23 protein-coding genes are annotated in these 23,963 nt (G+C 67.8%); 8 read left to right on the forward strand and 15 right to left on the reverse strand.

Annotated features, from left to right (window positions below):
- The first annotated feature begins 22 nt into the window (after window positions 1–22).
- The 3 genes from NFU08_RS18290 to NFU08_RS18300 all read left to right on the forward strand — a co-directional run bounded on the left by NFU08_RS18290 (window position 23) and on the right by NFU08_RS18300 (window position 3,303).
- A complete protein-coding gene (locus tag NFU08_RS18290) occupies window positions 23–1,267 on the forward strand; it encodes an MFS transporter (protein ID WP_251425272.1) in 1,245 nt (414 codons plus the stop codon).
- Window positions 1,268–1,272: 5 nt separating this feature from the next.
- Window positions 1,273–1,953 carry a FadR/GntR family transcriptional regulator gene (locus tag NFU08_RS18295; protein ID WP_174180086.1) on the forward strand — a complete coding sequence of 227 codons (681 nt, stop codon included), beginning with the start codon at window positions 1,273–1,275 and terminating at the stop codon, window positions 1,951–1,953.
- 117 nt (window positions 1,954–2,070) lie between these two features.
- The gene (locus NFU08_RS18300) at window positions 2,071–3,303 is read left to right on the forward strand and encodes an AI-2E family transporter (RefSeq protein WP_174180087.1); all 1,233 of its coding nucleotides are present in this window, start codon (window positions 2,071–2,073) and stop codon (window positions 3,301–3,303) included.
- A 98-nt stretch (window positions 3,304–3,401) separates the two neighbouring features.
- Here NFU08_RS18300 and NFU08_RS18305 read toward each other — a convergent pair whose 3' ends face one another.
- Window positions 3,402–3,938 carry a hypothetical protein gene (locus NFU08_RS18305; protein ID WP_174180089.1) on the reverse strand — a complete coding sequence of 179 codons (537 nt, stop codon included), beginning with the start codon at window positions 3,936–3,938 and terminating at the stop codon, window positions 3,402–3,404.
- A gap of 154 nt (window positions 3,939–4,092) precedes the next feature.
- Here NFU08_RS18305 and NFU08_RS18310 point away from each other — a divergent pair, with 154 nt between their 5' ends.
- From NFU08_RS18310 to NFU08_RS18320, 3 genes are read left to right on the forward strand one after another with little or no spacing between them, the layout of a single operon-like run.
- Window positions 4,093–4,383 carry a hypothetical protein gene (locus NFU08_RS18310; RefSeq protein ID WP_174180091.1) on the forward strand — a complete coding sequence of 97 codons (291 nt, stop codon included), beginning with the start codon at window positions 4,093–4,095 and terminating at the stop codon, window positions 4,381–4,383.
- 3 nt (window positions 4,384–4,386) lie between these two features.
- The gene (locus NFU08_RS18315) at window positions 4,387–5,214 is read left to right on the forward strand and encodes a DUF1206 domain-containing protein (protein ID WP_174180093.1); all 828 of its coding nucleotides are present in this window, start codon (window positions 4,387–4,389) and stop codon (window positions 5,212–5,214) included.
- A 30-nt stretch (window positions 5,215–5,244) separates the two neighbouring features.
- Window positions 5,245–6,504: an SRPBCC family protein gene (locus tag NFU08_RS18320; protein ID WP_251425157.1), complete on the forward strand. Its 1,260-nt coding sequence runs from the start codon at window positions 5,245–5,247 to the stop codon at window positions 6,502–6,504.
- 146 nt (window positions 6,505–6,650) lie between these two features.
- On the opposite strand, the gene NFU08_RS18325 is transcribed toward NFU08_RS18320, so the two are convergent.
- The 13 genes from NFU08_RS18325 to NFU08_RS18385 all read right to left on the reverse strand — a co-directional run bounded on the left by NFU08_RS18325 (window position 6,651) and on the right by NFU08_RS18385 (window position 21,498).
- Entirely contained in the window at window positions 6,651–8,117 is a 1,467-nt protein-coding gene (locus NFU08_RS18325) for an FAD-dependent oxidoreductase (protein ID WP_174180095.1), read from the reverse strand.
- 99 nt (window positions 8,118–8,216) lie between these two features.
- Window positions 8,217–9,488, reverse strand: coding sequence for a uroporphyrinogen-III C-methyltransferase (gene cobA / locus NFU08_RS18330; RefSeq protein ID WP_251425159.1), 1,272 nt, complete (start codon window positions 9,486–9,488; stop codon window positions 8,217–8,219).
- A gap of 181 nt (window positions 9,489–9,669) precedes the next feature.
- Window positions 9,670–10,119, reverse strand: a complete 450-nt coding sequence (locus NFU08_RS18335) for an SRPBCC family protein (RefSeq protein ID WP_251425162.1) — start codon at window positions 10,117–10,119, stop codon at window positions 9,670–9,672.
- Between the two features lie 101 nt (window positions 10,120–10,220).
- The gene (locus NFU08_RS18340) at window positions 10,221–11,168 is read right to left on the reverse strand and encodes an ABC transporter permease (RefSeq protein WP_251425165.1); all 948 of its coding nucleotides are present in this window, start codon (window positions 11,166–11,168) and stop codon (window positions 10,221–10,223) included.
- Window positions 11,158–11,883: an ABC transporter ATP-binding protein gene (locus NFU08_RS18345; RefSeq protein WP_104184437.1), complete on the reverse strand. Its 726-nt coding sequence runs from the start codon at window positions 11,881–11,883 to the stop codon at window positions 11,158–11,160. Before NFU08_RS18345 ends, NFU08_RS18340 begins: the two co-directional genes overlap by 11 nt.
- Window positions 11,884–11,911: 28 nt before the next feature.
- On the reverse strand, window positions 11,912–13,066 hold the full coding sequence (locus tag NFU08_RS18350; protein WP_251425275.1) for an ABC transporter substrate-binding protein: 1,155 nt from the start codon (window positions 13,064–13,066) through the stop codon (window positions 11,912–11,914).
- Window positions 13,067–13,212: 146 nt separating this feature from the next.
- Window positions 13,213–14,379, reverse strand: coding sequence for an RtcB family protein (locus tag NFU08_RS18355; RefSeq protein ID WP_251425168.1), 1,167 nt, complete (start codon window positions 14,377–14,379; stop codon window positions 13,213–13,215).
- A gap of 218 nt (window positions 14,380–14,597) precedes the next feature.
- Window positions 14,598–15,377, reverse strand: coding sequence for a hypothetical protein (locus tag NFU08_RS18360; protein WP_251425170.1), 780 nt, complete (start codon window positions 15,375–15,377; stop codon window positions 14,598–14,600).
- A gap of 229 nt (window positions 15,378–15,606) precedes the next feature.
- Entirely contained in the window at window positions 15,607–17,028 is a 1,422-nt protein-coding gene (locus NFU08_RS18365; protein WP_174180108.1) for a sulfate adenylyltransferase subunit 1, read from the reverse strand.
- Entirely contained in the window at window positions 17,028–17,975 is a 948-nt protein-coding gene (gene cysD, locus NFU08_RS18370; RefSeq protein ID WP_174180110.1) for a sulfate adenylyltransferase subunit CysD, read from the reverse strand. The genes NFU08_RS18365 and cysD overlap by 1 nt, the downstream gene beginning before the upstream one ends.
- Window positions 17,972–18,691 carry a phosphoadenylyl-sulfate reductase gene (locus NFU08_RS18375; RefSeq protein ID WP_251425278.1) on the reverse strand — a complete coding sequence of 240 codons (720 nt, stop codon included), beginning with the start codon at window positions 18,689–18,691 and terminating at the stop codon, window positions 17,972–17,974. The genes cysD and NFU08_RS18375 overlap by 4 nt, the downstream gene beginning before the upstream one ends.
- A 125-nt stretch (window positions 18,692–18,816) precedes the next feature.
- The gene (locus NFU08_RS18380; protein ID WP_251425173.1) at window positions 18,817–20,562 is read right to left on the reverse strand and encodes a nitrite/sulfite reductase; all 1,746 of its coding nucleotides are present in this window, start codon (window positions 20,560–20,562) and stop codon (window positions 18,817–18,819) included.
- 54 nt (window positions 20,563–20,616) lie between these two features.
- Window positions 20,617–21,498, reverse strand: coding sequence for a sirohydrochlorin chelatase (locus tag NFU08_RS18385; protein WP_251425176.1), 882 nt, complete (start codon window positions 21,496–21,498; stop codon window positions 20,617–20,619).
- 61 nt (window positions 21,499–21,559) lie between these two features.
- On the opposite strand from NFU08_RS18385, the gene NFU08_RS18390 reads away from it, so the two are divergent.
- Both NFU08_RS18390 and NFU08_RS18395 read left to right on the forward strand, forming a co-directional pair.
- The gene (locus NFU08_RS18390) at window positions 21,560–22,216 is read left to right on the forward strand and encodes a trimeric intracellular cation channel family protein (RefSeq protein ID WP_174180114.1); all 657 of its coding nucleotides are present in this window, start codon (window positions 21,560–21,562) and stop codon (window positions 22,214–22,216) included.
- 63 nt (window positions 22,217–22,279) lie between these two features.
- Window positions 22,280–22,705, forward strand: a complete 426-nt coding sequence (locus tag NFU08_RS18395) for a hypothetical protein (RefSeq protein WP_174180116.1) — start codon at window positions 22,280–22,282, stop codon at window positions 22,703–22,705.
- Between the two features lie 140 nt (window positions 22,706–22,845).
- Here NFU08_RS18395 and NFU08_RS18400 read toward each other — a convergent pair whose 3' ends face one another.
- Window positions 22,846–23,667, reverse strand: coding sequence for an endonuclease domain-containing protein (locus tag NFU08_RS18400; RefSeq protein WP_251425180.1), 822 nt, complete (start codon window positions 23,665–23,667; stop codon window positions 22,846–22,848).
- Window positions 23,668–23,963: the final 296 nt, after the last annotated feature.

Raw genomic sequence — 23,963 nt, forward strand, 5'->3', positions numbered from 1 at the left:
CGCCCAGGCCGCCGCAGCCCCCGTGCCCGCCCCGGCGCCGACATCGGGAAGGGCAGCGGCCCCGGCAACCGCAACGGGCCAGGCCAAGCCCCGGTCCGCCGTCGTGTTCGGTGTCATAGCCCTGGTGCTCATCGGACTGAACCTGCGGGCGGGCATCACCGGCGCGTCGGCACTGCTGCACGACCTTCAGTTGGTGCTGGGCTACGGCGCGCTGGTGGCGGCCATCATCCCGTCCATTCCCACGCTGTGCTTCGCGCTGGCAGGGGCGGGCACGTCCTGGCTGACGGGCCGGCTGGGCGTGGAGAAGGCGATCCTTGTGGCCCTGTCCATGCTGGCGGGCGGACTCCTCCTGCGCGGCATCCCCGCCACCGGCATGCTGGTGGCCGGAAGTGTCCTGGGCATGTCCGGCCTGGCGGTGTGCAACGTGGCCATGCCCTCCTTCATCCGCGAACACTTTGCCCACCGGACGTCCCTGATGACCGCCGTCTACACGGTGACCATGACCACGGGGGCCACCGTCACCGCCGTCGCGGTGGTACCGCTGGCGCAGGCACTCGGCTCGCCTTCGGCCGCCGTCGGCGCCATTGGCATCACTGCCGTGGCGGCATTCCTGGGCTTCCTTCCCGTGGCGCTGCATGCGCACCGGCACAGTCCCCGGGCGGCCGGAGGGCGGATCTCCCCCTGGCCGCTGCTGCGGACCCGCAAGGGGCTGCTCCTCACCGCGATCTTCACGCTCCAGGCCCTGCTCGCCTACGCCCTGCTGAGCTGGTTCCCGTACATGCTGACCACCATGGGCCTGAGCGCCGCGGACAGCGGACTGATGTTCGGGCTGATGCAGCTTGTCTCCGTCCCGGCCGGCATGGTGCTGATCGCCATCGGTTCCCGTCCGCGGATGCTGCGGCCGGCGTTCTACCTGGTTAGCGTCACCATGGTTGCCGGGCTGGTATCGCTGCTGGTCCTGCCGGTGGGGCTGGCCGCCGTGCCTGCCGCCCTGCTCGGGTTTGGCCTGGGGATCTTCCCGCTGGTGATGGTGATGATCAGCCGCAGCGGGGCGAGCACCGCCGAAACCACGGCGCTGTCAACGCTGGCGCAGTCCACGGGCTATCTGGTGGCCACCCTGGGGCCATTCGGCATGGGGCTGTTGCACAGTGCCACCGGCGGGTGGACCCTTCCCCTCCTGCTCCTCCTTGCCCTGGCGCTGGCCCAGATCGTGGTGGCGCACCTGATCACGGGCAAGGCCATGACCAACGCCGTGGGAAGGAAGTAGCAGCCATGGCACTGAGTCCTTCCGCCCGCCCGCCGCTGGCCGACGAGGTCACTGCCAAACTGCGCGCCATGGTGCAGTCCGGCGAATGGCCCCTCCACCAGCGCATCCCGTCCGAACCGGAGCTGATGGCCGGCCTGGGGGTCTCGCGCGGCACCCTCCGCGAGGGCATCAAGGCCCTTGCCCACAGCGGCATGCTGGAGGTGCGGCGCGGCGACGGCACCTATGTCCGCGCCACCAGCGAACTGTCCGGCGCCGCCCGGCGCATGTACCAGGACCACACCGAGCAGCACATCCTGGAAGTCCGGCTGGGCCTGGACACCCAGGCTGCCCGCCTGGCGGCCCGCCATGCCACGGCCGACGACGTCACGGCCCTGCGTGCCCTGCTCACCGCCCGGGACCAGGCCTGGACACGGGGAGACTATGAGGCGTGGGCGCGGGCGGACTGGGGCTTCCACGAACGGGTGGCACAAGCCTCCGGGAATCCCCTGCTGCACGAGCTGTACCTCAGTTTCGGCAGCGCCTTCCACCAGGACCTCCTCAAGCAGCAGCGCCGGCCCGGCTTCGACGGCCGCCCGCACGAAGGCCACGACCTGCTGGTGGTGGCCATCGAAGCGCGGGACGAGGACGCCGCCGTCGCCACCGTTGACCGGAACCTGAACTCCTGCGCGGAGTGGCTGGCAGGATAGTGCGGCCGTGGGGTTTCTTCACCGCTTAATCGGTCAGTATGCTTACTATCTGAGGAAGGTAGTCCTGTCCGCCTCCCACCACGGCGGGGCAGGCACCGCTGACGACGAGGAGTTTCCATGGCGCGATCATCACGCCTGACCGGCCACGAGCTGGGCAAAGAGCCTGCGCAGCCGGCAGGGACGGCTTCAACCGGGACGGACTTGCCAGCGGCGCCGCACGCGCAGCGGCGGGCCGCCAGGGTTCCCCGGGACATCAAGTCCCCCTCCCAGCTGTGGGGTGACGGCCTGGGCCGCGTGGGCATCCGGTCCGCCCAGATACTGCTGATCCTCACCGTGGCGGTGGTGTCCGTCTATGCGCTGATGCAGATCAAGCTCCTGGTGATCCCCATCCTGATAGCGCTGATCCTGGCCGCCGCGATCGGCCCGTTCGTGAACATGCTCCGGCGCCGGGGAATGCGCGGCGGACTGGCCACGGGCATCGCGTTCATTGGGCTGCTGCTGCTCCTTGGCGGTGTTGGCACAGTGATCTATTTCTCAGTCCGCAGCCAATGGGGTGAACTGGCCCAGCAGGCCTCCTCAGGTCTGGACGAGCTGGAGCAGTTCCTGCTGACCGGCCCGGTTCCCATCGATCAGGAGCAGCTCAACCAGGCCCGGCAGGGAATCATCGACTTTGCCACCAGCAGCCAGGTGCGTTCCGGCGCCATCACCGGGCTCTCGATGGTCACCGAGTTCATTGCCGGCGCCAGCCTCATGGTCATCATCCTGTTCTTCTTCCTCAAGGACGGGGCCAAGATCTGGAACTTCTTCCTCCGCCCCTTCAGCGGTGCCCGGGAGGCGAAGCTGCGCCGGGTGGGCAGCCGGACCCTTGAGGTTCTCGGCGGCTACGTCCGCGGCACCGCCATCGTGGCCCTGGTGGACACCGTGGCCATTGGCGCGGCACTGCTGATCATGCAGGTGCCGCTGGCCTTCCCGCTGGCCATCATCGTTTTCCTCGGCGCCTTCATTCCGCTGGTGGGTGCAACGGTGGCCGGAATCCTCGCCGCGCTCGTGGCCCTGGTGGCGAACGGGCCGGTGGTTGCCCTGATCGTGGTGGCCGTGGTGATTGCGGTCAACCAGCTGGAGGGCGACCTCCTGCAGCCGGTGGTCATGGGCAAGTCGCTGCAGCTCCACGCACTGGTGATCCTGATGGCCCTGACGGCCGGCACCATCCTGGCGGGCATCGTCGGCGCGGTCCTGTCCGTCCCGCTGGCGGCCGTCGCCTGGGCCATCATCCAGGTCTGGACGGCTGAAGACCCACACCTGGAGGACATGAACCCGGACCTCCCGCCGGCCGGCACCAACCCGATCTAACCCCTTGGACAAAAACAGGACACGACGACGGTCGGGCACCTGGGTGCCGGACCGTCGTCGTGCGTTTACTGCCTGAGCTGCGGGACAGCCCCGCCTCGCTAGGAGCGGAGGCCCGCGAACACGTTCTTGGGCCGCTGCATCTCGCCGTGCTTGGCGCCAAGGACGATCACGGCGCCAGCGAAGGCCGGGATGGCCCACTGCAGCATCTTCAGCTGCTGCTGGGCGGCCTTCAGCTCGTCGGAGGCGTCCGGACGGGGCTCAGTGGCACCCTCGGCGCCTTCACCGGCCAGCTTCTCCACCTTCTTGCCCAGGAGGCCGGAGTACAGGGTCACCGCCGCGCCCACCACGGTGACCGCGGTCTTGATGACCGTGTCCCTGGCGACGCCTTCCTGCTTGGCAATGCGCCCCTTGTTCTCCCAGGCAATGGCGAGGTCCGCCACCAGGTGGGAGGCGAATGCCGCCGTCTGGAACGGCGCCCACTTCATCCAGCCGGCGCTGGAGAGCCGCGTCCGCTCGGACGGGTCCTTGGCCTCCGCTGCCGCACCGTTCAAGCCGATGGCGCCCATGAGGGAACCGCCGAACCACGCTGCTGCCGTGAGGTCGTGGACTGAACGGGCAATAAGATTTCCTGCCATGGTGTGCATTTCCTGTCGTTGAGCTGGTTAAGATGCCGCGCCTGCGGACTTCACGTGCCGTGTCCCATCAAGGTCATGGTCCGCCCATGGTAAGCACACTTACTAATGTTACGAAAGCCCGTCTTCTCCGGGCGGAACGCGTAATATCGTGGCCATGGGAAACACAGGGACGCTGTTCGGCTGGGCATTTGGTGATCCGGCGCGGGAACAAGAGGACGCATACGTAGGAAACCTGCAGGACGAGGCCCTGGCCAATGCCCGGGAGACCGCAAAGGCCAAAGGGGTTTCCGTCGTGGCCGACTCCCAGGTGTTTACGGTCCTCAGTGCCGACGACTCCCTCGTGGAGCTGGACAACGCCCCGGGCAAGCTTGTGGTCCGCTGCACCGTGCACGTTGAGGGGCCGGGTGCTGAGAAGCTGCGTGCCGAAGGGCCGATGAACGGCTGACGCATGTCGGACGGGGATTCCACCATCAGCCAGGCCGCCGACGCCGTCGAGCAGGCCTCCAACCACCCCGCCCTGGACGTCCTGGCCCGGGCCGGCTTCGCCGTCATGGCCCTGCTGCACGTGATCATCGGGGCCATCGCCATCGCCGTGGCGTTTGGACAGCCCGGGGAAGCGGAACCTACGGGCGCCATCGAGCAGCTGGCCGCGAACCCGTGGGGCCCGGCCGTCATGTGGTCCTGCGTGCTGGCATGCTTCGGCCTGGGGTTGTGGCAGGCGAGCGAGGCAACGCTGCGGGCACGCCCCCTGCCGCGGAAGGAGCGGCTCTCCAAGCTGGTCTCCTCGGGCTTCCTGGCCATCGCGTACACCAGCGTGGGGCTCAGCTTCGCGGGCTTCGCCGTGGGGATGGGCGGGGACTCCAGCGAAAGCACCCGTGATTTCAGCGCCACGTTGATGGCGACGCCGGTGGGGCTCTGGACACTCGTGGCCCTGGGCCTGACGATCATCGGCATCGGGATCTACTTCGTGGTCAAGGGGGTCCGGCGCGGATTCAAGGAAGAGCTCTTCCACTTTGACGGCACACGGCGCGGCAGGCTGATCGACTCGCTGGGCGTTGCCGGCCACATAGCCAAAGGGATAGCGCTGTTCCTCACCGGGCTGCTCTTCGTGATCGCCGCCGCCAAGCACAACGCCCAGGAGTCCACCGGGCTGGACGGCAGCCTCAAGGCTTTGCGGGACCACCCGTTCGGCCCGACCCTGCTGGTGGCCATCGGCGCCGGATTCATCGCCTACGGAATCTTCGCCCTGGTCCGGTCCCGGTTCGGCCGAATGTAGTTCCGGCCTGTTTCGGGGTACGAAGGAACCATGACGCACTCCGCAGCGAAAGACCAGACCCCCGGCGGCCACGGTGCCGGAGCGGGAGATGCAACCCCTGCCGTCACGGAGGCGGCCGGCCGCGCCTTCGCCGGCATGTTCCGGGTGCTAAAGCTGGCCCGGCCGGACCGGCCCATCCACCCGGAGGGCATCGGGCTGGCAGGACACCTGGCCAGGACCGGCAGCACCGGGGCAACGAGCGGGCTGGAGTGGCTCGATACGCCCGGCGTCGATTCCGTCAGGGCCCGGTTCTCCCGATCCCTGGGGCTGCCGCAGCAGCTTCCGGACATCCTGGGCCTGGCCCTCCGCGTCACGCCATCCCCGGGCGGCATCACGGACGTACTCTTCGCCACCACGGGCTGGCGGCTTCCCGGCAGGTTCCTGCTCCAGCCGAAACTGGACGTTGCCGGCGCCACGTTCACAACACTCATGCCGTACCGGGGCAGCAAAGGGCCGGTGCTGCTGGGGCTCCGGACCAGCGGGCTCCCTGACGGGCCGCTGGCATCCGGGGAATGGGTGCTGCACCTCTATTGGGCCAAACCCACGGGGCCGTGGCGCGAATGCGGTGAACTCCGCCTGAGGGCAGAACCGGAACCGGCGGATACTCCCCTGCGCTTCAATCCCCTCGAGAACCAGCCGCCGGGAGCCCAGACCTACGCCTGGACCCGCCGCCTGAGGGAACACTCCTACCGGGCGGCGCAGCGGCCGGCACCTCCCGCCGTCGCACCTTCCGCACTGGCATCATCCGCACCCGCAGGCCATACGCCGGGCGGGACAAGCACACTATCCGCCGCCACAGAAAGGAACACCATGTCCACCGTGTCCCAGCTGTTCAACTCCCCCGCCGCCGATGTGTGGAGGGTCATCGCCGATGGCTGGCTCTACTCCGGCTGGGTGGTGGGCACCTCCCGGATCCGTGCCGTGGACGACCGGTGGCCGGAAGCAGGCGCACGCCTCCACCATTCCGTGGGCGGCTGGCCGCTGGTGATCGACGACAGCTCCCAGGTGACCGCCGTCGAGCCCGGCCGCCGGCTGGAGGTGGTCGCCCGGGGCTGGCCCATGGGCGAAGCGAAGGTCGTCATCACGCTGGAGGACCGTGGCGGGCAATGCCAGGTCACCATATCGGAGGACGCCGTCCGCGGTCCGGGAAAGCTGATGCCCAAGTTCCTGCGCGCCCCCCTGATCGCTGTCCGGAACCGGGAAACCCTGCGGCGGCTGGAGCTGATGGCAGCAGGCGGGGCCGGGAAATAGCCGGGCAGGGTTAAAGCACTCCCCGGCGTTAAAGCACCCAGCTTTAAAGCACCCAGCTTTAAAGCACCCAGCTTTAAAGCACCCGGGGCCCTGCGTGCCGGTCCATCAAAGGACCGGCACGCAGGGCCCCGGGGTGGTGAAACTGCCTAGACCTGCGCGGCCACGCCGTCGCGGGAGATGTTCACCATGTCCTCGCGCGGCACCACCTTGATGCGCTCACGCTTGACCTCAACACCGTGCGAGCCGCCGGCCTCGGTGGCGGCTGCGCCGAGGGCCAGTTCGTGCGCGTCCAGCGCCAGCCAGCCTTCCCAGCTGGTGAACTGCACGCCGCGGGCGTCGAGGAGTTCAACCACGGCATCGGCTTCGGGAACAGCGGCAACGGGCAGGTTTTCGCGGTCCTCCAGCAGGTAGGTGACCGTCTCGAGGGCGTCGCCCTTGGTGTGGCCGATCAGGCCCACGGGGCCGCGCTTGATCCAGCCGGTGGCGTAGATGCCCGGCACGTGGGTGCCGGCAGCGTCCAGGACGCGGCCGCCGTCGTTCGGGATGACTCCCTTGGTGTGGTCGAACTCGATCTCCGGCAGGGCGGAACCGAAGTAGCCAATGGCGCGGTAGACGGCCTGGACCGGGTAGTCCACGAACTCGCCGGTGCCGCGGGCGTTGCCCGTGCCGTCCAGCTCGGTGCGCTCAAACCGCATGCCGGCCACCTTGCCCGGGGTCTCGGCGTCGTCGTAGATCTCCACCGGGCTGTGCAGGAAGTGCAGGTGCAGGCGGCGGGAAGCCTTCAGCTCGGAGACGTCCTCGGGCTGCTCGGCGATCCAGTTGGTGAGCGTGCCCACCATGGTCTTGGTCTGGTTGTTGCTCTGGATCTGCCGGTCCGATTCCTCGTCGAACTCGAAGTCCTCCGGGTACAGGATGATGTCCACGTCCTTGGAGTGGGACAGCTCGCGCAGCTCCAGCGGGGTGAACTTCACCTGGGCAGGGCCGCGGCGGCCGAACACATGCACGTCCGTGACCGGGGAAGCCTTCAGGCCGGCGTAGACGTTGTCCGGGATTTCGGAGACCAGCAGGTCGTCGGCGTGCTTGGAGAGGACGCGGGCCACGTCCAGGGCCACGTTGCCGTTGCCGATTACGGCGATTTCCTTGGCGTCCAGCGGCCATTCGCGCGGCACGTCCGGGTGGCCGTCGTACCAGGAGACGAAGTCTGCGCCGCCGAAGGAGCCTTCCAGCTCGATGCCGGGAATGTTCAGGTCCGCGTCCTTGATGGCGCCGGTGGCGAAGATGACGGCGTCGTAGTGGGTGCGGAGGTCCTCGATGGTGAGGTCGGTGCCGTAGTCCACGTTGCCGAAGAACCGGATGTCGCCGCGGTCCAGGACCTTGTGCAGGGCGTTGACGATGCCCTTGATGCGGGGGTGGTCCGGGGCCACGCCGTAGCGGATCAGGCCATAGGGTGCCGGGTAGCGGTCAAAGAGGTCGATGCTCACGGTCAGCTCGCCGCTCTTGACGGCTTCGCTCTTGGTGAGGATGTCGGCGGCGTAGACGCCTGCCGGGCCGGAGCCCACGACGGCGACGCGCAGCGGACGATCGGCAGAACCTACGGTGGTGCTTGATGACACGGCTGTGTTCCTTTTTCTTCGGTCCGGCCCAACTAAGTAGCAGTTGATGTCGTTTTGAGGGCTCATAAGGACATCTGCTGCTACCTAGTTGGGTGGTGGCTAGGTGGTGAGGACTCGGGGCTTGCTGGTGCGGGGCTTGTTCGGGGTGGTGGTGCTGTAGTCAGCGGTTTTGAAGTGCGACGGCGCGAAGGGGCTCACGCGCACAACGTCACCGATGACAATGACTGCGGGATTTGCGACGCCGGCGGCTTCCGCCTGGTCCGCAATGGAACCAAGAGTGCCAATGGTCACGCGCTGGTCCGGCAAATAGCCGTTTTCCACGATACCAACTGGCGTCCCCGCCGGCAGGCCGGCTTTGCCCAGGGCGGACGCGGATTCGCGCAGCTGGCCCACGCCCATCAGCAGGACGATGGTGTGGTCGGCCCGGGCGGGAACCTCGGAGAGCTCCTCGTGTCCGGTCACCACGCTGAAGCCCTTGGCGAGGCCCCGGTGCGTGACAGGGATTCCGGCGGCCGCCGGGACGGAGATAGCGGATGTGACACCGGAGACCACTTCGACCTCGACGCCGTGCTGCCGGCAGTATTCGGCCTCTTCGCCGCCGCGGCCCAGGACGTAGGGATCCCCGCCTTTCAGCCGGACCACGCGGTGGCCTTTGAGGGCCTCCTCGACCAGGATCCGGTTGATCCCGGCCTGCGGCACGGGGTGGTGGCCGGGGGTCTTGCCCACCTCGATGACGCGGATGTCCGGGGCGAGTTCGTTGAGGAGTTCGCGGGGGCCCAGGCGGTCTGCCACCACAACGTCGGCCTGGCCCAGGAGGCGTCGGCCGCGGACGGTGATCAGGCCGGTGTCCCCGGGTCCGCCGCCCACCAGCGCCACGGAACCGCGGTGGGCCCGGCGGCGGCGCAGCGGAAGGTCGCCGGTTTCGAGTGCGGTGGCAACGGCGTCGCGGACGGCCATGGCGCGGCGCGGGTCTCCCCCTGCGTTCACGGCGATCTTGACGTCGTCCACTTCGGCAACAGCCGGGGTCCAGGCTGCGGAGGCTTCGTGGTCGGAGGCGTTGACGCACCAGACGCGCTGCGCCTCGGCGTCGGCCGATACCTTTGCGTCCACGGCGGAATCGCCGGTAGCCGTCTGGACGAACCACACGCCGTCGACGTCGGAGGAAAGGTAGGCGCGCGGCTCCCAGGTGAGGAGGCCGGCGTCGGCCAGTTCCTGGAGCGCTGCGGAGGCAACGGGAGCCACGACGGTGACCCGTGCACCGGCGTCGAGCAGCCCCTTGGCGCGGCGGGCTGCAACAGGGCCGCCGCCCACCACCAGCACGGGGCGGCCAAGGAGGCGCAGCGCCGTGGGGTAGATATCCTGAATTGCCATGAATCAACGGTAGGGCGGCCTCACATGTGCCAACAACGGCGCAGCAACACCAGTTCACGTAAGGTAACGCTGCGTCACAAAGGCCTGGGACCGCCGTCGCCCGCGGTCCTGGGGCACACCGGCGGGTGTCAGGACTCTATGCACCGTGTTCCCCGGCGAGCCCGCGCCGATGTGCCCCGGTTCAGCTGCCGATCCCGGCCAGGAACCGCCCGCGGTCCCGGATGAGCCGCTGCAGGTAGGGCCGCAGGACGAGCTTCCCGGCTGCGCGGCCCAGGAGCCCGAACGGCGCCGCGAACTCCACCCGGTCCGTCATGATGCAGCCGCCGGGCCTGGCCTCGAATTCGTGGACGTGGCGGAAGGACCTGAAGGGGCCGCGGACCTGCTCGTCCGTGAAGCTGTGGGGGAAGTCCACCTGCGTGACGCGGCTGGTCATGGTGAGTGGAATCCCGAAGTGCCGCGCCCGCCAGGTGACTTCCTGCCCTTCGCCGATCAGCCCTGATCTCACCCCGGCCACCGCCCGCTCCCCCGAGCCCTTCTGGGACTCCACGTGGACGTCGATGCTCCGGGCCAGGTCAAACAGCCGTTCCGGCGGAAGGGAGCTCTCGGTGCGGCACACAAAACTGGCGGTCATGGGGCCAGTCTGCCACCTTGCTGATGTGGGTCGGCGGACACGGCAAAGCCCGACGGCGGGAGGCGCCGTCGGGCTTCGCGGGGTGCGGAAGGTGGGGGTGCTTAGCGGGTGCTGCCGGCCAGGAGCCCGCGGCTGCGGAGGAGTCGCTTCTCGATGGGCCCGAAGACCAGCAGTTCGATCAGGATGCCGACGGCGAGGATCAGCAGGATCGCCGACATCACCACCGTCATGTCGGACAGGATCCGGCCCTGGTCCAGCAAGGAACCCAGGCCGAAGCCGATGGTGCCGCCCACGGCGATGATTTCCGCCGCCATGAGGGACCGCCAGGAGAAGGCCCAGCCCTGCTTCAGGCCGCCCAGGTAGCCGGGCAGTGCGGCGGGAAGGATGATCTGCAGCGCCATCTCCAGCCGGGACGCGCCCAGGACGGTACCAACGCGCCGGTACTGCGGCGGGATCTGGTCCACACCGGAGATCAGGCCGTTGATGATGGACGGGATGGCGCCCATGAACACCACGAAGTACACAGTGGCATCGGTGAGGCCGAACCAGATGATGGCCGCCGGGACCCAGGCAACCGACGGCAGCACCTGAAGCCCGGAAATCAGCGGACCAAAGGCCCGGCGCAGCGGCGCGACCTGTGCCAACAGGAGGCCCAAGGGCGTGGCGATGGCAACCGAAATCAGGAAGCCCACCAGCCCGCGCTGCAGTGACGTCCACACGGCTTCCTGGAGCTTGCCTTCGTTCCAGAGGACGCCCACCTGCGCTGCGACATCCAGCGGGCCGGGCACCAGGTCGCGGCGTTTCAGGCCGAGCGAGACGTAGAACTGCCATGCCAGCATCAGCACCACCAGGGCGGCGATGGGCAGCAGGATGCGGCTCCAGTCGATGCGGTTCTTGCGGGCGGCGTCTGACTGCAGGGAGTCCAGCCCGGACTCGAGTTCGCGCAGATCCTCGTTGCCGGTGGAGGTGCGCGTGAGTGCGGCGTGGATGTGCCGGGGTTCGGCGGGGTCGGCGGAAGCTTCAGCCAGGGGCGTTGGGTTACTTGGCATGGCGGCGGATCTCCTCCCGGAGCCGGGCGGTGATGACCCCGGTCAGCTGGCCGGCGAGCCCGGCGTCGGTGCGGTGTTCCTCGGTGACGGCCCATTCCTGGACCACGCGGCCGGGGCGGGAGGACAGCAACAGCACGCGCTGGCCCAGCCGGACGGCTTCGCGGACGTTGTGGGTCACGAAGACGATGGTGCGGCCGGTTTCCTTCCAGATCCGCTCCAGCTCATCGTGCAGCAGGTCGCGGGTGATGGCGTCGAGGGCGGCGAAAGGCTCGTCCATGAGCAGCAGCTGCCGGTCCTGCGCGAGCGACCTCGCCAGGGACACGCGCTGCCGCATGCCTCCGGAGAGCTCGTGCGGGCGCTTGTCCCCCGCCGCACCCAGGTGCACCAGCTCCAGCAGCTCCTGGGCCTTGGCCTTACGGTCTGCCTTGCCAACGCCGCGGAGTTTCAGGGCCAGTTCGATGTTCTCCCGGGCGGTGAGCCAGGGGAAGAGCGCGGCGTCCTGGAACATAAAGGCGGCACCGTCGCTGGGTACCTCCAGGGCGCCCGACGACGGCGGCTCCAGTCCCGCGATGATGTTCAGCAGGGTGGATTTGCCGCAGCCGGAGGCACCGAGGAGGGCAACGAACTCGCCCTTCCCGATGGTGGCGTTGACGTCGTCCAGTACCGGGGCGCCGTCGCCGAAGCGCTTGCCCAGGTGTTCCAGTACGACTGGCATGGTGCCGTCCTTAAGTTGGTGGGTTGGATCAGTCCTGGCCGAGGCCGGCTGCTGAAATCTTGCTGCTGGTGCCTGCGCCGGCAAGGTCTGCGCCGGCGGCAACCTCGTTGAGCGGCCGGAGGTCGAAGAGGCCGGTGATGTCGGCCTGCTTGGTGGTGCCGGCCTCGACGCCGTCCTCCAGCAGCCGCGGGTAGCTTCCGGCCAGCGGGTCAAGGGTGAAGGCGATGTTGGCCAGGGACCGTGCCAGGACGTCGTCGGCCAGGGCTGCCCCGGCCGATTCCTGCAGTGCCGAGTTGATGACGCCTGCCTTTTCCGCGGCGGGAGCCTCGTTCAGCCAGGCCACCGACTCCGCGTGGCCGGCCAGGAGGGCCTTGACGGTGTCCGGGTGGTCGGCGGCGAACTTCTGGTTCACGATCAGGACGGTGGTGGGGAACTCGCCGGGCTTGCCGGTACCGGTCCCGTCCCAGAGGTCCTTTTCGTCCACCAGCACCTTCGCTCCGGCCTGGAGCACCAGCCGCGAGGCCCATGGCTCAGGCAGCCACGCGCCGTCGAGCTTTCCGTCCTGGAACAGCTTGAGCGTCTGCGCGTTTTCCGTGGGGTTGATGGCCACGTCACCGCTGCCGTCCACGTTGGTCTGGTATCCCTCGGAGGCAAGCCAGGAGCGGAGTGCCACATCCTGGGTGCCGCCGAGCTGCGGGGAGGCGAGGGTCCTGCCCTTGAGGTCCGCGGCGGAGTTGATCTCAGGCTTGACCACCAGCTGCGCACCGCCCGCGGCGGCGCCGGCGATGATGCGCACGGACTGGCCCTGGCTCTTGACGAACGAGTTGATGGCCGGGTTGGGGCCGATGTAGGCGGCGTCGATGGCACCGGCGTTCAGGGCCTCGATGGCCGCGGGCCCGGCATTGAACGTCTCGGTGCTGAGCGCGGTGCTGCCCAGGGCTTCGGACAGGAAGCCCTGCTTGATGCCCACCAGTGCCGGGGCGTGGGTGACGTTGCCGAAGTATCCAAGCTTGAGCTCGGCGGCGGGCGTGGGTTCAGCGGCCTGCGCCTCCGTGTTGCGTGAGACGGTGGAGGCCACCACGGCGCCGACGGCGATCAGCAGGACCAGCCCGATGGCCAGGGCAGCCTCGATGGCACGCTTGCGCTTGGGTACCGCGCTTTCGCCTGCCACGATGCGGGTCATCCCGGGCTTGGAACTAGTCATTGTTTCACCATAGGGAGTGCCCCAAACCCGTTCAATGACGCGGAAACGGGGGGTCACGCAGGTTCATCTAGCGTCATATTCGGACGCCCTTCGCCGGGCTCGCCTGAACGGTGCCCGTGCCCGCCTCAGTTTCCCTTGACGTTGACCAGCTGCCGCAGCTTGTGCCGGACGGTGACCAGGTCCGCCGCGTCCTGCATGACGACGTCGATGGGTTTGTAGGCTGCGGGTATCTCGTCGATGAACGCCTCCGACGCCCTGAACTCGATCCCCCGCATGGCCTTTTTCAGTTCGTCGAGGGAGAAGGTCTTCCGGGCGGCGTTGCGGGAGTACTCCCGGCCTGCCCCGTGCGGCGAGGAGTTCAGCGCCGCCGCGTTGCCGAGTCCTTCCACCACGTACGACGACGTCCCCATGGACCCCGGAATAAGTCCGGGATCGCCGTGCGCGGCTTTGATGGCGCCCTTGCGGGACACCCAGACGGACTTGCCGTAGTGGACCTCCTGCCGGGTGAAGTTGTGGTGGCAGTTGACACGCTCGAGTTCCTGCACAGGCCCGCCCGCCCACCGACCGAACTGGGCGCTGACGCGGTCCATCATCTCTTCGCGGTTCAGGAGGGCGAAGTGCTGGGCCCAGTGCAGCTCTGCCATGTACCGGTCGAACTGCGGCGTGCCCTCCTCAAGGTAGGCGAGGTCCGGGTCCGGCAGGTGGATCTGCTTCTTCGCCACCACGTGCCGGGCGACGCCGATGTGATGCTGGGCGATCTTGTTGCCGACGCCCCGGGAACCGGAATGCAGGAACAGCCACACGGCGTCGGCCTCGTCCGCGCAGACTTCAATGAAGTGGTTGCCGGATCCGAGCGAGCCCAGCTGGAGGTCCCACTTCTCCACGTACTGTGCCGGGTTGAAGCCGGCTGTCGCGGCCAACTGCTTCAGCTCGGCAATCCGCGGCTCCGCCGTGGCCTGCACCGTCCGGTTGTTGTGGCCGGCGGACAGCGGGATGGCACGCTCGATGTCCTCGCGCAGCCGCTTCCGGTCCTTGGGCAGGTCCTCCAGCGAGTACTGGGTCCGGACGGCGATCATGCCGCAGCCGATATCCACCCCCACCGCCGCCGGCATGATGGCGTTCAGGGTGGGGATCACCGAGCCCACGGTGGCACCCTTTCCCAGGTGCGCATCGGGCATCAGGGCCAGGTGCGGATAGATGAACGGCAGCTGCGAGGTCTTCACCGCCTGCTCACGCGTCTTGTCATCCAGGATCGAGGCCCAGTTCAGCAGCTTGCTGTTGATGGCTTCCATGCGGGGCCTCCCATGGACGGCTGGGGACTAACGTGGTTCCCCCGCATGGTACGCCAACATCCAGAGGTCGCAGGGCCTGACCACCGGATTGCTGGGCACGGGGTCCAAGGGTTTCTCGAAGCTGGCCGGGCTGTTCATGGCACCGATGATCCGCCGGGAAACCCGCAAGGACCTGCTGAAACTCAAGACCATCCTGGAGCCATGAGGGGCCTTGAACCCTACGCAGCCCTGCGGTGAAGGCCCCGGGTCTGGTTCCGGCCAGGCCCTGGCTGCGGCTCACGCAGCAGTCGCAGGTTGTACCAACAGAACATCGCGAGCCCCAGGTAGAGGGACAGTTCCATCGCCTCGGCATACTCCGAGATGACGAACGTGGGCTCCGGCCAGATCAGCAGGCGGAAGAGGCGGTAGCCGGCGGCCAGCAGGAAGGCCGGCACCAGGCACAGCGGCGGGATCAGCAGGCGCCTGTTTTTCAGCTGCTCCCAGCGTTTTCCAGCGGCAGCCCAGACCAGCGGGGCACAGGCGCCGTAGAGGCTCGCGAGGAGCATGGCGGCGGGGACCAGTTCCTGCACGCCGCGGATGTTGTGCACTGTGGTCTCGCCCTGGCGGTTGACCTCGTTCAGGGATTCGGGCGTGGCCCAGCCGAAGATGCGCTGGCCCCAGGAAATCTCCTCGCCCGTCAGGAACCAGACCCCCAGCGTGACAATCGCATAGAGCGCAGCGATGCCCCAGCGTTTGGCGCGGATCAGGTACACAGTGATGAGGGGCAGGAAGATGCTTGCCGCCAGCAGGCAGGCGAACTGCAGCCATTCGATCAGCGAATCCTCGTTAACCAGCCACAGGTAGAAGTCCTTGAACGGAAGGGCTGCCGCCGCAACCACGGCGATGATGAACGGGATCAGGATGAGCAGCCGCGCCTGGCGGGGTTCGATCCTCCAGTCCTCGGAGTCTCGCCGGAGATGCTCAGCCGCCCGGGTTTTCCACTCGTTGATGGCCGGCATTATGCCTCCTCAGGTGTTGCGTCCAGATCCAAAGGAAGCTCATGCCCCCGCTGACCATTAAGTCTTGGTGGTGCAGCAGCCCGCACGAGTAGCGAGTACTTGCATTTGAACATGGCAGCACTGAGGGCTGTTGCCGGTACTCACCGCCGGGGACAACAAAACCGCGGCCTGTTCGCGGATCCGAACCATGAAGGCCAGGATCTGCGAACAAGCCGCGGTGTCAGGGGCATCAGATGCTGTAGCGCTCGTCCTCGTGGTCGCCCGGGTGGTCCTTGACCAGTCCGGCTGCCAGCGTGTTGCCGTCCAGCGGGTCGATCACCAGGAAGGCACCGGTGCGGCGATGGTGCAGGTAGTTCTCCAGCGGCAGCGGCGCGGCGAGCCGGAGCTGCGCGTGGCCGATGTCGTTGAGCTCCAGGCTGGAAGCGCCCTCAAGCTTGAACGATGCCAGGTCCAGTTTCCCGGAAACGCTGCGGACCAGCGCCTGGACGGTGCGGGTGCCATGCTTGACCAGGACCTTCTGGCCCTCACGGAGGGGCTTCGGCGACAGCCAGCACAGCGCTGCGTACAGGTCTGCGGTGGCTTCGCGGACGGTGCCGGCGGCGGCGATGGTGTCACCACGGGCGACGTCGAACTCGTCAGCCAGGCGAACAGCCACGGACTGCGGGGCGGCGGCTTCCTCCAGGGACTTTCCGGCGAAGTCGATGCCCACCACGGTGGTGGTGCGCGGGGCCTGGCCCGGCGTCAGCACGGATACCTGGTCCCCCACCTTCACGGAGCCTTCGGTGATCTGGCCGGCGTACGCGCGGTAGTCGCGGTAGGCCTCCACGTCCAGTCCGGCTGCCACGGCGTCGGGAGCCAGCGCACCCTGAGGGCGGACCACCAGCTGCACCGGAAAGCGGAAGCTCTCGAGGTGGCTTTCCAGCTCATCGGCGGCGGGCAGGGTCTCCAGGACCTCCAGCAGCGCGGGCCCGGTGTACCAGGGGGTGCGCTCCGAGCGCTCCACCACGTTGTCCCCATCAAGGGCGGACACCGGAATGACGGACAGATCGGTGATTCCGCCTGCATTCAATTCGTCACGGCCCAGACCGAGTTCGCGGCCCACCTGCTGCACGTCGGCTTCGATGTCGCGGAACACGGACTCGCTGAAGTCCACCAGGTCGATTTTGTTGACGGCCACAATCACGTGCGCCACGCGCAGCAGCTGCAGCACTGACAGGTGGCGGCGGGTCTGCTCCAGCACGCCCTTGCGGGCGTCGATGAGGACGACGACGGCATCCGCGGTGGACGCGCCGGTCACCGTGTTCTTGGTGTACTGAACGTGACCGGGGCAGTCCGCCAGGATGAAGCTGCGGCGGTCGGTGGCGAAGTAGCGGTAGGCCACATCGATGGTGATGCCCTGCTCGCGCTCGGCACGCAGGCCGTCGGTCAGCAGGGCCAGGTCTATGCCGCCCTTTTCCCCGCCGAAGCCGCGGTCCGCGGAGGTGCGGGCAACGGCGTCGAGCGTGTCAGCCAGGATGGCCTTGGAATCGTGAAGGAGGCGGCCCACCAAAGTGGACTTGCCGTCGTCGACCGATCCCGCGGTGGCAAACCGGAAGAGCGTTGTTGGCAGGGCCGTTTCCAGCCCCTGAACTGCCAGGGTGTCGGTGCTCATTAGAAATACCCGTCCTTCTTGCGGTCTTCCATGGCAGCCTCGGAGATGCGGTCATCTGCACGGGTGGCGCCACGTTCGGTCAGGGTGGAGGCAGCGACTTCAACCACAACGTCGGCCACCGTGTACGCGTCGGATTCGACGGCCCCGGTGCAGGACATGTCCCCCACGGTGCGGTAGCGGACGGTCTTGGTGATGACTTCCTCGTGCGGCAGCGGCTGGGACACTTCGCCCACAGCGCGCCACATGCCGTCGCGGGCAAAGACCTCGCGCTCGTGGGCGTAGTACAGGCCGGGCAGCTCGATGTTCTCGCGCTCGATGTAGCGCCAGATGTCCAGCTCGGTCCAGTTGCTGATGGGGAACGCACGGACGTGCTGGCCCACCGTGTGGCGGCCGTTGTACAGGTTCCACAGTTCGGGGCGCTGGTTGCGCGGGTCCCACTGGCCGAACTCGTCACGGAGGCTCAGGATGCGCTCCTTGGCGCGGGCCTTGTCCTCGTCACGGCGGCCGCCGCCAAAGACGGCGTCGAACTTGTTCTGCTGGATGGCGTCCAGCAGCGGAACTGTCTGCAGCGGGTTGCGGGTGCCGTCGGCGCGCTCGGCGAGCTCGCCGCGGTCAATGAACTCCTGGACGGAGCCCACCACGAGCTTCAGGCCGAGCCGCTCAACGGTGCGGTCGCGGAAGTCGATGACCTCGGGGAAGTTGTGGCCGGTGTCCACGTGCAGCACGGGGAACGGGACCTTGCCGGGCCAGAAGGCCTTGGTGGCCAGGTGCAGCATCACCACGGAGTCCTTGCCGCCGGAGAACAGCAGGGCGGGCTTTTCGAACTCGGCAACAACCTCGCGGATGATGTGGATGGCCTCGGACTCAAGGGTGTCCAGGCTGCTCAGGCGCGTGGAAACGGCAGCGTCAGTCACCTGGGTGGTCTCCTCGGTTAGGTAAGTGCTCATACGTGTAGTCCGCATTCTGTCTTGTCGGTCCCTGCCCAGCGGCCGGCGCGGGGGTCGTCGCCCGGCGCCACCTTCCGGGTGCAGGGCTGGCAGCCAATGGAGGGGTACCCCTGGGAAAGCAGCGGGTTGACGGGCAGGAGGTTGTCGTCCGAGTACTGGACCAGCTGGTCGAACGTCCACGCAGCCACCGGGTTGACCTTGACCAGGCCGTTGGCCTCGTCCCAGGTGACCAGCGGGGTGTTGGTGCGGGTGGGGGCCTCGTCGCGGCGCACGCCGGTGAACCACAGTTCGTAGCCGGACAGGGTGCGGCGCAGCGGGGCCACCTTGCGGAGGGCGCAGCACTGGGCGGCGTCGCGGGCGAACAGGTCCTTGCCCAGGAGCCGGTCCTGCTGTTCCACGGTGTTCTCGGGGAGCACGTCCACCACGTTGACGCGGAGGTTCGCGGCCACCTCGTCGCGCGTGGCGTAGGTTTCCGGGAAGTGGTAGCCGGTCTCCAGGAACAGGACGTCGACGCCGGGCATCTGGTCAGCGACGAGGGCCGGCAGGACAGCGTCGGCCATGGAGCAGGCGACGGCGACGGCCGGCAGTTCGAAGTTGCGCTCCACCCAGGCGATAACATCGCGGGCGGGGGCGTCCCAGCCGAGCTCGGCCGCGCCGGCTTCGGCGATGGCCTTGAGCTCGTCGTGCGAGCGGAGCTTGGGAGCGGCGGTTGCCACCGTCTCCTCAACCTGCGCGGCGGCCTCAGCCGGTGCAACCACGGGGTTTACGCCAAGTGCATGCTTGGGCCCACGGCCGCCGGGGTCCCCGGCCGAGCTTGCGAGGTTGGGGTGCGGCTGGGGACTCACTGGAGTGCCTCCTCATCTGCTGCGTGGGCCCATTCGGCGAAGGTCTGGCCTTCGGCCCGCTGGGCCACGAAGGTGCGGACCACGCGCTCCACGTAATCGGGGAGGTCGTCGACGTAGACCTTGAGGCCGCGGACGGTGCGGCCCAGGCCTGCTTCCTCCCGCTCGTTCGAAGCCAGCCCGCCGCCCAGGTGGACCTGGAAACCCGGGGAGGGGTCGCCGTCGGGCGTTGGCAGCATCATGCCTTTGAGGCCGATGTCCGCGGTCTGGATGCGGGCGCAGGAGTTGGGGCAGCCGTTGATGTGCAGGGACAGCGCGTGGGGCAGCTGGCCGCTGTCGGCGAGGTCGGCCAGGCGGCGTTCCAGCTCTGCCACCGCCGTGGCGGCGGTGTACTTGGTCTCCACGATGGCCAGCTTGCAGTACTCGATGCCGGTGCAGGCGATGGTGCCGCGGCGGAACACGGACGGGCGGGCGGACAGGCCCAGCTCGTCCAGCTCCGCCACGAGGGGCTCCACCTGGTCCTTCTCGACGTCCAGGACAACGAGCTTCTGGTGCGGGGTGGTGCGCAGCCGGAAGGAGCCGCGGGCCTCGAGGGTGTCCGCAAGCTTGACCAGCGCGGCACCGGACAGGCGGCCGGCCAGCGGGGTGGCGCCGATGAAGAACTTGCCGTCCTTCTGCTCGTGCACGCCGATGTGGTCGCCCGGGGTGGTGGGCTTGGGCGCAGCGGGGCCGTCGGCCAGCTTGTAGCCGAGGTATTCGTCCTCGAGGATCTGGCGGAACTTCTCCGGACCCCAGTCGGCCATCAGGAACTTCAGGCGTGCCTTGGTGCGCATGCGCCGGTAGCCGTAGTCGCGGAAGATGCTGGTCACGCCAAGCCACACGTCGGCGGCCTGCTCCGGCGTCACGAACGCACCGAGGCGCTTGCCGAGCATCGGGTTGGTGGACAGCGCGCCGCCGGCCCAGAGGTCGTAGCCGACGCCGAGTTCGGGGTGGCGGACACCCACCAGGGCGAAGTCGTTGATCTCGTGGACCACGTCCTGGCTGGGGTGGCCGGTGATGGCGGTCTTGTACTTGCGCGGCAGGTTGGACAGCAGCGGGTTGCCGATGAACCGCTCCCCCAGCTCCTCGATGAGCGGGGTGGGGTCGATGATCTCGTCCTTGGCGATGCCGGCCACGGGCGAGCCCAGGATCACGCGCGGAACGTCGCCGCAGGCCTCGGTGGTGGACAGGCCAACACCCTCCAGGCGGGTCCAGATCTCGGGGATGTCCTCCACGCGGATCCAGTGCAGCTGGATGTTCTGGCGGTCGGTCAGGTCGGCGGAGTCGCGGGCGAAATCCACGGAGATCTGGCCGATGACGCGCAGCTGTTCGGTGGTGAGGGCGCCGCCGTCGATGCGGACGCGGAGCATGAAGTACTTGTCCTCGAGCTCGTGCGGCTCAAGCGTGGCCGTCTTGCCGCCGTCGATCCCGGGCTTGCGCTGGGTGTAGAGGCCCCACCAGCGGAACCGGCCATGCAGGTCCTGGCCGGGGATGGCGTCGAAGCCTTCCTTGGAGTAAATGGTCTCGATACGCTCGCGCACGTTGAGGCCGTCGTCTTCCTGTTTCCAGGTTTCGTTGGCGTTCAGCGGCGTTTTGCCGTCCACTTTCCACTGCCCGTGCGGCTTCGCGGCGGGACGGGACGTGCGGGCCGGGCGCTTTGCGGCAGCGGAATCCGCCGACGCTCCGGCTAGAGCTGTATCAGTCATGCATCGACTGTAGGTCGCGCCCGAAGAGCGTCACAAAGGCCCGGAAACGCTAAGTCACCTAGGGAAATATTTCGTCACGAAACGCCGGACAGCCTTGAAGAAGCCACCCTGCTGTGCATTTGCGGCCGGTTCCGCAGGGGCCTCTTGGGGGGCCCGGGCGGGCGCGTGCGCGGCTTTTTCAAGTGGCGCGTGGGCGGCGGCTTCGCGGGCTTTTGCGACGGCGGCGTCATACCTGTCCAGCGCAATCTCGGCGAGCACCGGGGACGGCAGCAGCGGTTCGGTCACGACGTCGGCCCCGGCCTTGGCCAGCTGGTCGTGGAAGAAGCCCGGCGCCAGGAGGTAGGAGGCAATCACCACGCGTCCGCCGACGTCGACCGCCCCGGCGGACTCACCCGCCCCGGCACCGCCTTCCAGCTCCTCGCGAAGCATCGCGACGGCGTCGGGCACGGAAGGTTTGGCAGAGGCACCATAGGCGGCCACCATCCGGTTGGACCGCAGCTCCCGGAGCTGGCCCAGCAGCTCCTCGACGCTGACGGCGGCATTGGGGTTGGACGAGCCTGCCGCGGCCAGCACGATTACGTCGTTGTCCGTCACGCCGGCTTCGCGCAGCCGCTGGTCGAGCAGCGCGGCCAGGCGCGGATCGGGCCCCAGCGGCGCGGCTGCCGCACTGCCCGGCCTGCTCTTCACGGCCCGCGCGATGTCCACCTTCACGTGGTAACCCACGCTGAGCAGCAGCGGCACCACCACGGCGGCCTCCCCCTCGGGCAGGCCCGCCACCACGTCCACCAGGTCAGGCTGCTGGACGTCCACATAGGCCTCCCGGACGTCAAGACCGGGGCGGAGTCCGGCGATGGCGGCGCGCAGGGCGTTGACCTCCGCGGCTCCCTGTGTGTTGGACGTCCCATGGGCGCAGGCGATCATGATGGGGCTGTTCATACGGGCTAGCGTAACGTTGGAGCCGCCCTGTCCGCCCTCTTTTGAATTGCCGGGACGCTCCATGACATTCGCCTTTGACAACTCGCCGGTGTGGCTGGATCTGCTGGGCGTCTTTTTCTTCGCGGTGTCGGGGTCCCTGCTGGCGGCCCGGAAGCACATCGATATTGTCGGGTCCCTGCTGCTGGCTTCCCTGGTGGGACTCGGCGGCGGCGTGATCCGGGACATCATCCTGAACAGCGGGCCACCTGCGGCGTTCACCAATCCGGCCTACCTAGTGCCCCCGCTGGTTGCCACGGCTCTGGTGTACTTCCTGTTCCCCAGCGTGCAGCGGTACACGTCGCTGCTGACCCTGTTCGACGCCGGCGGCCTTGCCCTGTTCTGCATGACCGGCACGCTCAAGGCGCTGGCCGCCGGCATGAACCCGGTGGCGTCGGTCCTGCTGGGGGTCACCACGGCGGTGGGCGGCGGGCTGCTGCGCGACATCACCGCCAACGAGGTTCCAGAACTCTTCAACCCCAAGGACATCTACGCGCTGCCGGCCTTCGTGGGGGCCGCGATGACCGCCGGGCTGTGGGTCCTGGGTGTCTTCAACGTGCTGACGGCGACGGCCATCGCAGCCGTGGTTTTCACTTTCCGCATCCTGGCATGGCGGCGCTCCTGGCAGGCGCCGCTGGCCGTTCACGGGTGGCACCGGCGGGGCAGCAATCCCGCGGCCTGACCACCCCATCGGCGGCGCTCCCGCGTCACTTTGCAGGGCCCGGGATTAGCTAGGATATGAAGCATGACTGACATGTTCCTCGAGAAATTCCGTGCGCTTGTTCCGAAGTATCTCGAAGACGAATGGCAGGCAGAGGACGGGCTGGATCCGGACGAGCTGGACAAGGCCCTGGCCGACCACCAATTCCAGATTCCCCTGGTGCTCCGCGAGTTCTACCTGGCCCTTGGCGGCTGCGAGGACCTGATGGAGGCGTACCACTACTTCTGGGATCCCGACGAGCTCGAGGTTGACGACGAAGGCTTCCTGATGTTCCTCGAGGACGAGGAAGAGGAATACACGTGGGGCTTCCGGGTGGGCGACCTCAGCGTCCCCGACCCCATTGTGTACCGGCGCAACAACGCCCGCGGGCAGTGGAAGTCCGAAGAAGGGACGTTCTCGGAGTTCGTGTTCGACATGTTCGAGTGGGCCTTCGAGGACGACGACAACTAGGGCTTTCCGCTCTTCCGTCTCAGCGTGGCGTCGAGTTCCTGCGATGCCCGCTGGGTTTCCCCACCTTTTGGGGTGTGCGACGGCGTGTCCTCCTCCGATGACGGCGTTTCCCCCGGTTCGCCAGCAAAACCTTGGGAATCTCAGCGGATAACCCGGCCCGGGAGGACCTGCCACACCTCCGCCATGATTCTTTCCGGGTGATGGACCACATCGGCGTACCCGTAGCGTAGTACCGCATATCCGGTGAGGGTGCTGGCGTTATTCCTGGCACGGTCCTTCTTCACCTGGCGGGGCTCAAGGTGGGTGGCGCCGTCGAGCTCGACGATCAGGAATCCTTCCAGCAGGAAGTCCACGATGCCGATGCCGGGGAGCTCCACCTGTGTCTCCGTGAAAATGCCCGCCGCGCGGAAAAGAATCCGGGCGACCACCTCGATGGGCGAATCTGCGGTCCCGTCAACGAGTTCCAGCACGCGCCTGGCTGCACCGTTCCGCTTACCGGGTAGCCGCCCCCGCAGGTAGCCGAGGGTGGTTAGTCCCTGCCGCGCTGCACCCTCCACCATAACGGCAGCTTCCATGGCCGGAAGGCAGCGCAGGCTGTGGATCAGCACGTCGGTGGTGCTCGCCACCGGTTTTGGTGAATCCGGAGGAACCAGGGACCCTCGGTGCACGACGGCGTCCGCCGGCCCACGGTGCCGGCACAGGAGGTGAACCCTCGACGGTTCCCTCAACAGCCAAAGACGGCGATGTACTGCGGCAGAAGCACAAGTCAGCAGGCCATTGCCCAGGACAGCCGCAGTCATGTCCGCCGGGGCCCCGGGCAGCGCCACCACCCCGTGCCGGAGCCGGCGGATGTCACCCAGCGCCACCGCATTGCGAATGCTCCGGTCTGTGAATCCAGCCTGCAAGAGCGTGGAGGTGCGCGCCACTGAGCCTGCGTACGTGAGAAATCGGGTGAGGTCCATGGAGCCAGCAGACCCAATCTTCGACGCGGAACGCAGTGCCGGGCAGCCCTATGTGGACAAAACTCCTGCTGAACTTCCCCGGCTTTCGAGCTGCCTTTCGGCGGGTCCCGGCAACTCGCCGGGTTTCCAACCAGTTCTCGGCAGAAAGGTGGGGAAACTCAGCGCCGACAAGTCCGTGACACCCCAAGTAAATTACTAGTTGCATCTTGTGACAAACCTGTCATAGACTATTCACGGATCCGCTAAACGCCTCCGGCGGGTCTGATGCGAACGGAGAGACAGCCCCGGTTCACAGC

This window comes from Pseudarthrobacter sp. NCCP-2145 (assembly GCF_023708005.1).
GTDB lineage: Bacteria > Actinomycetota > Actinomycetes > Actinomycetales > Micrococcaceae > Arthrobacter > Arthrobacter oxydans.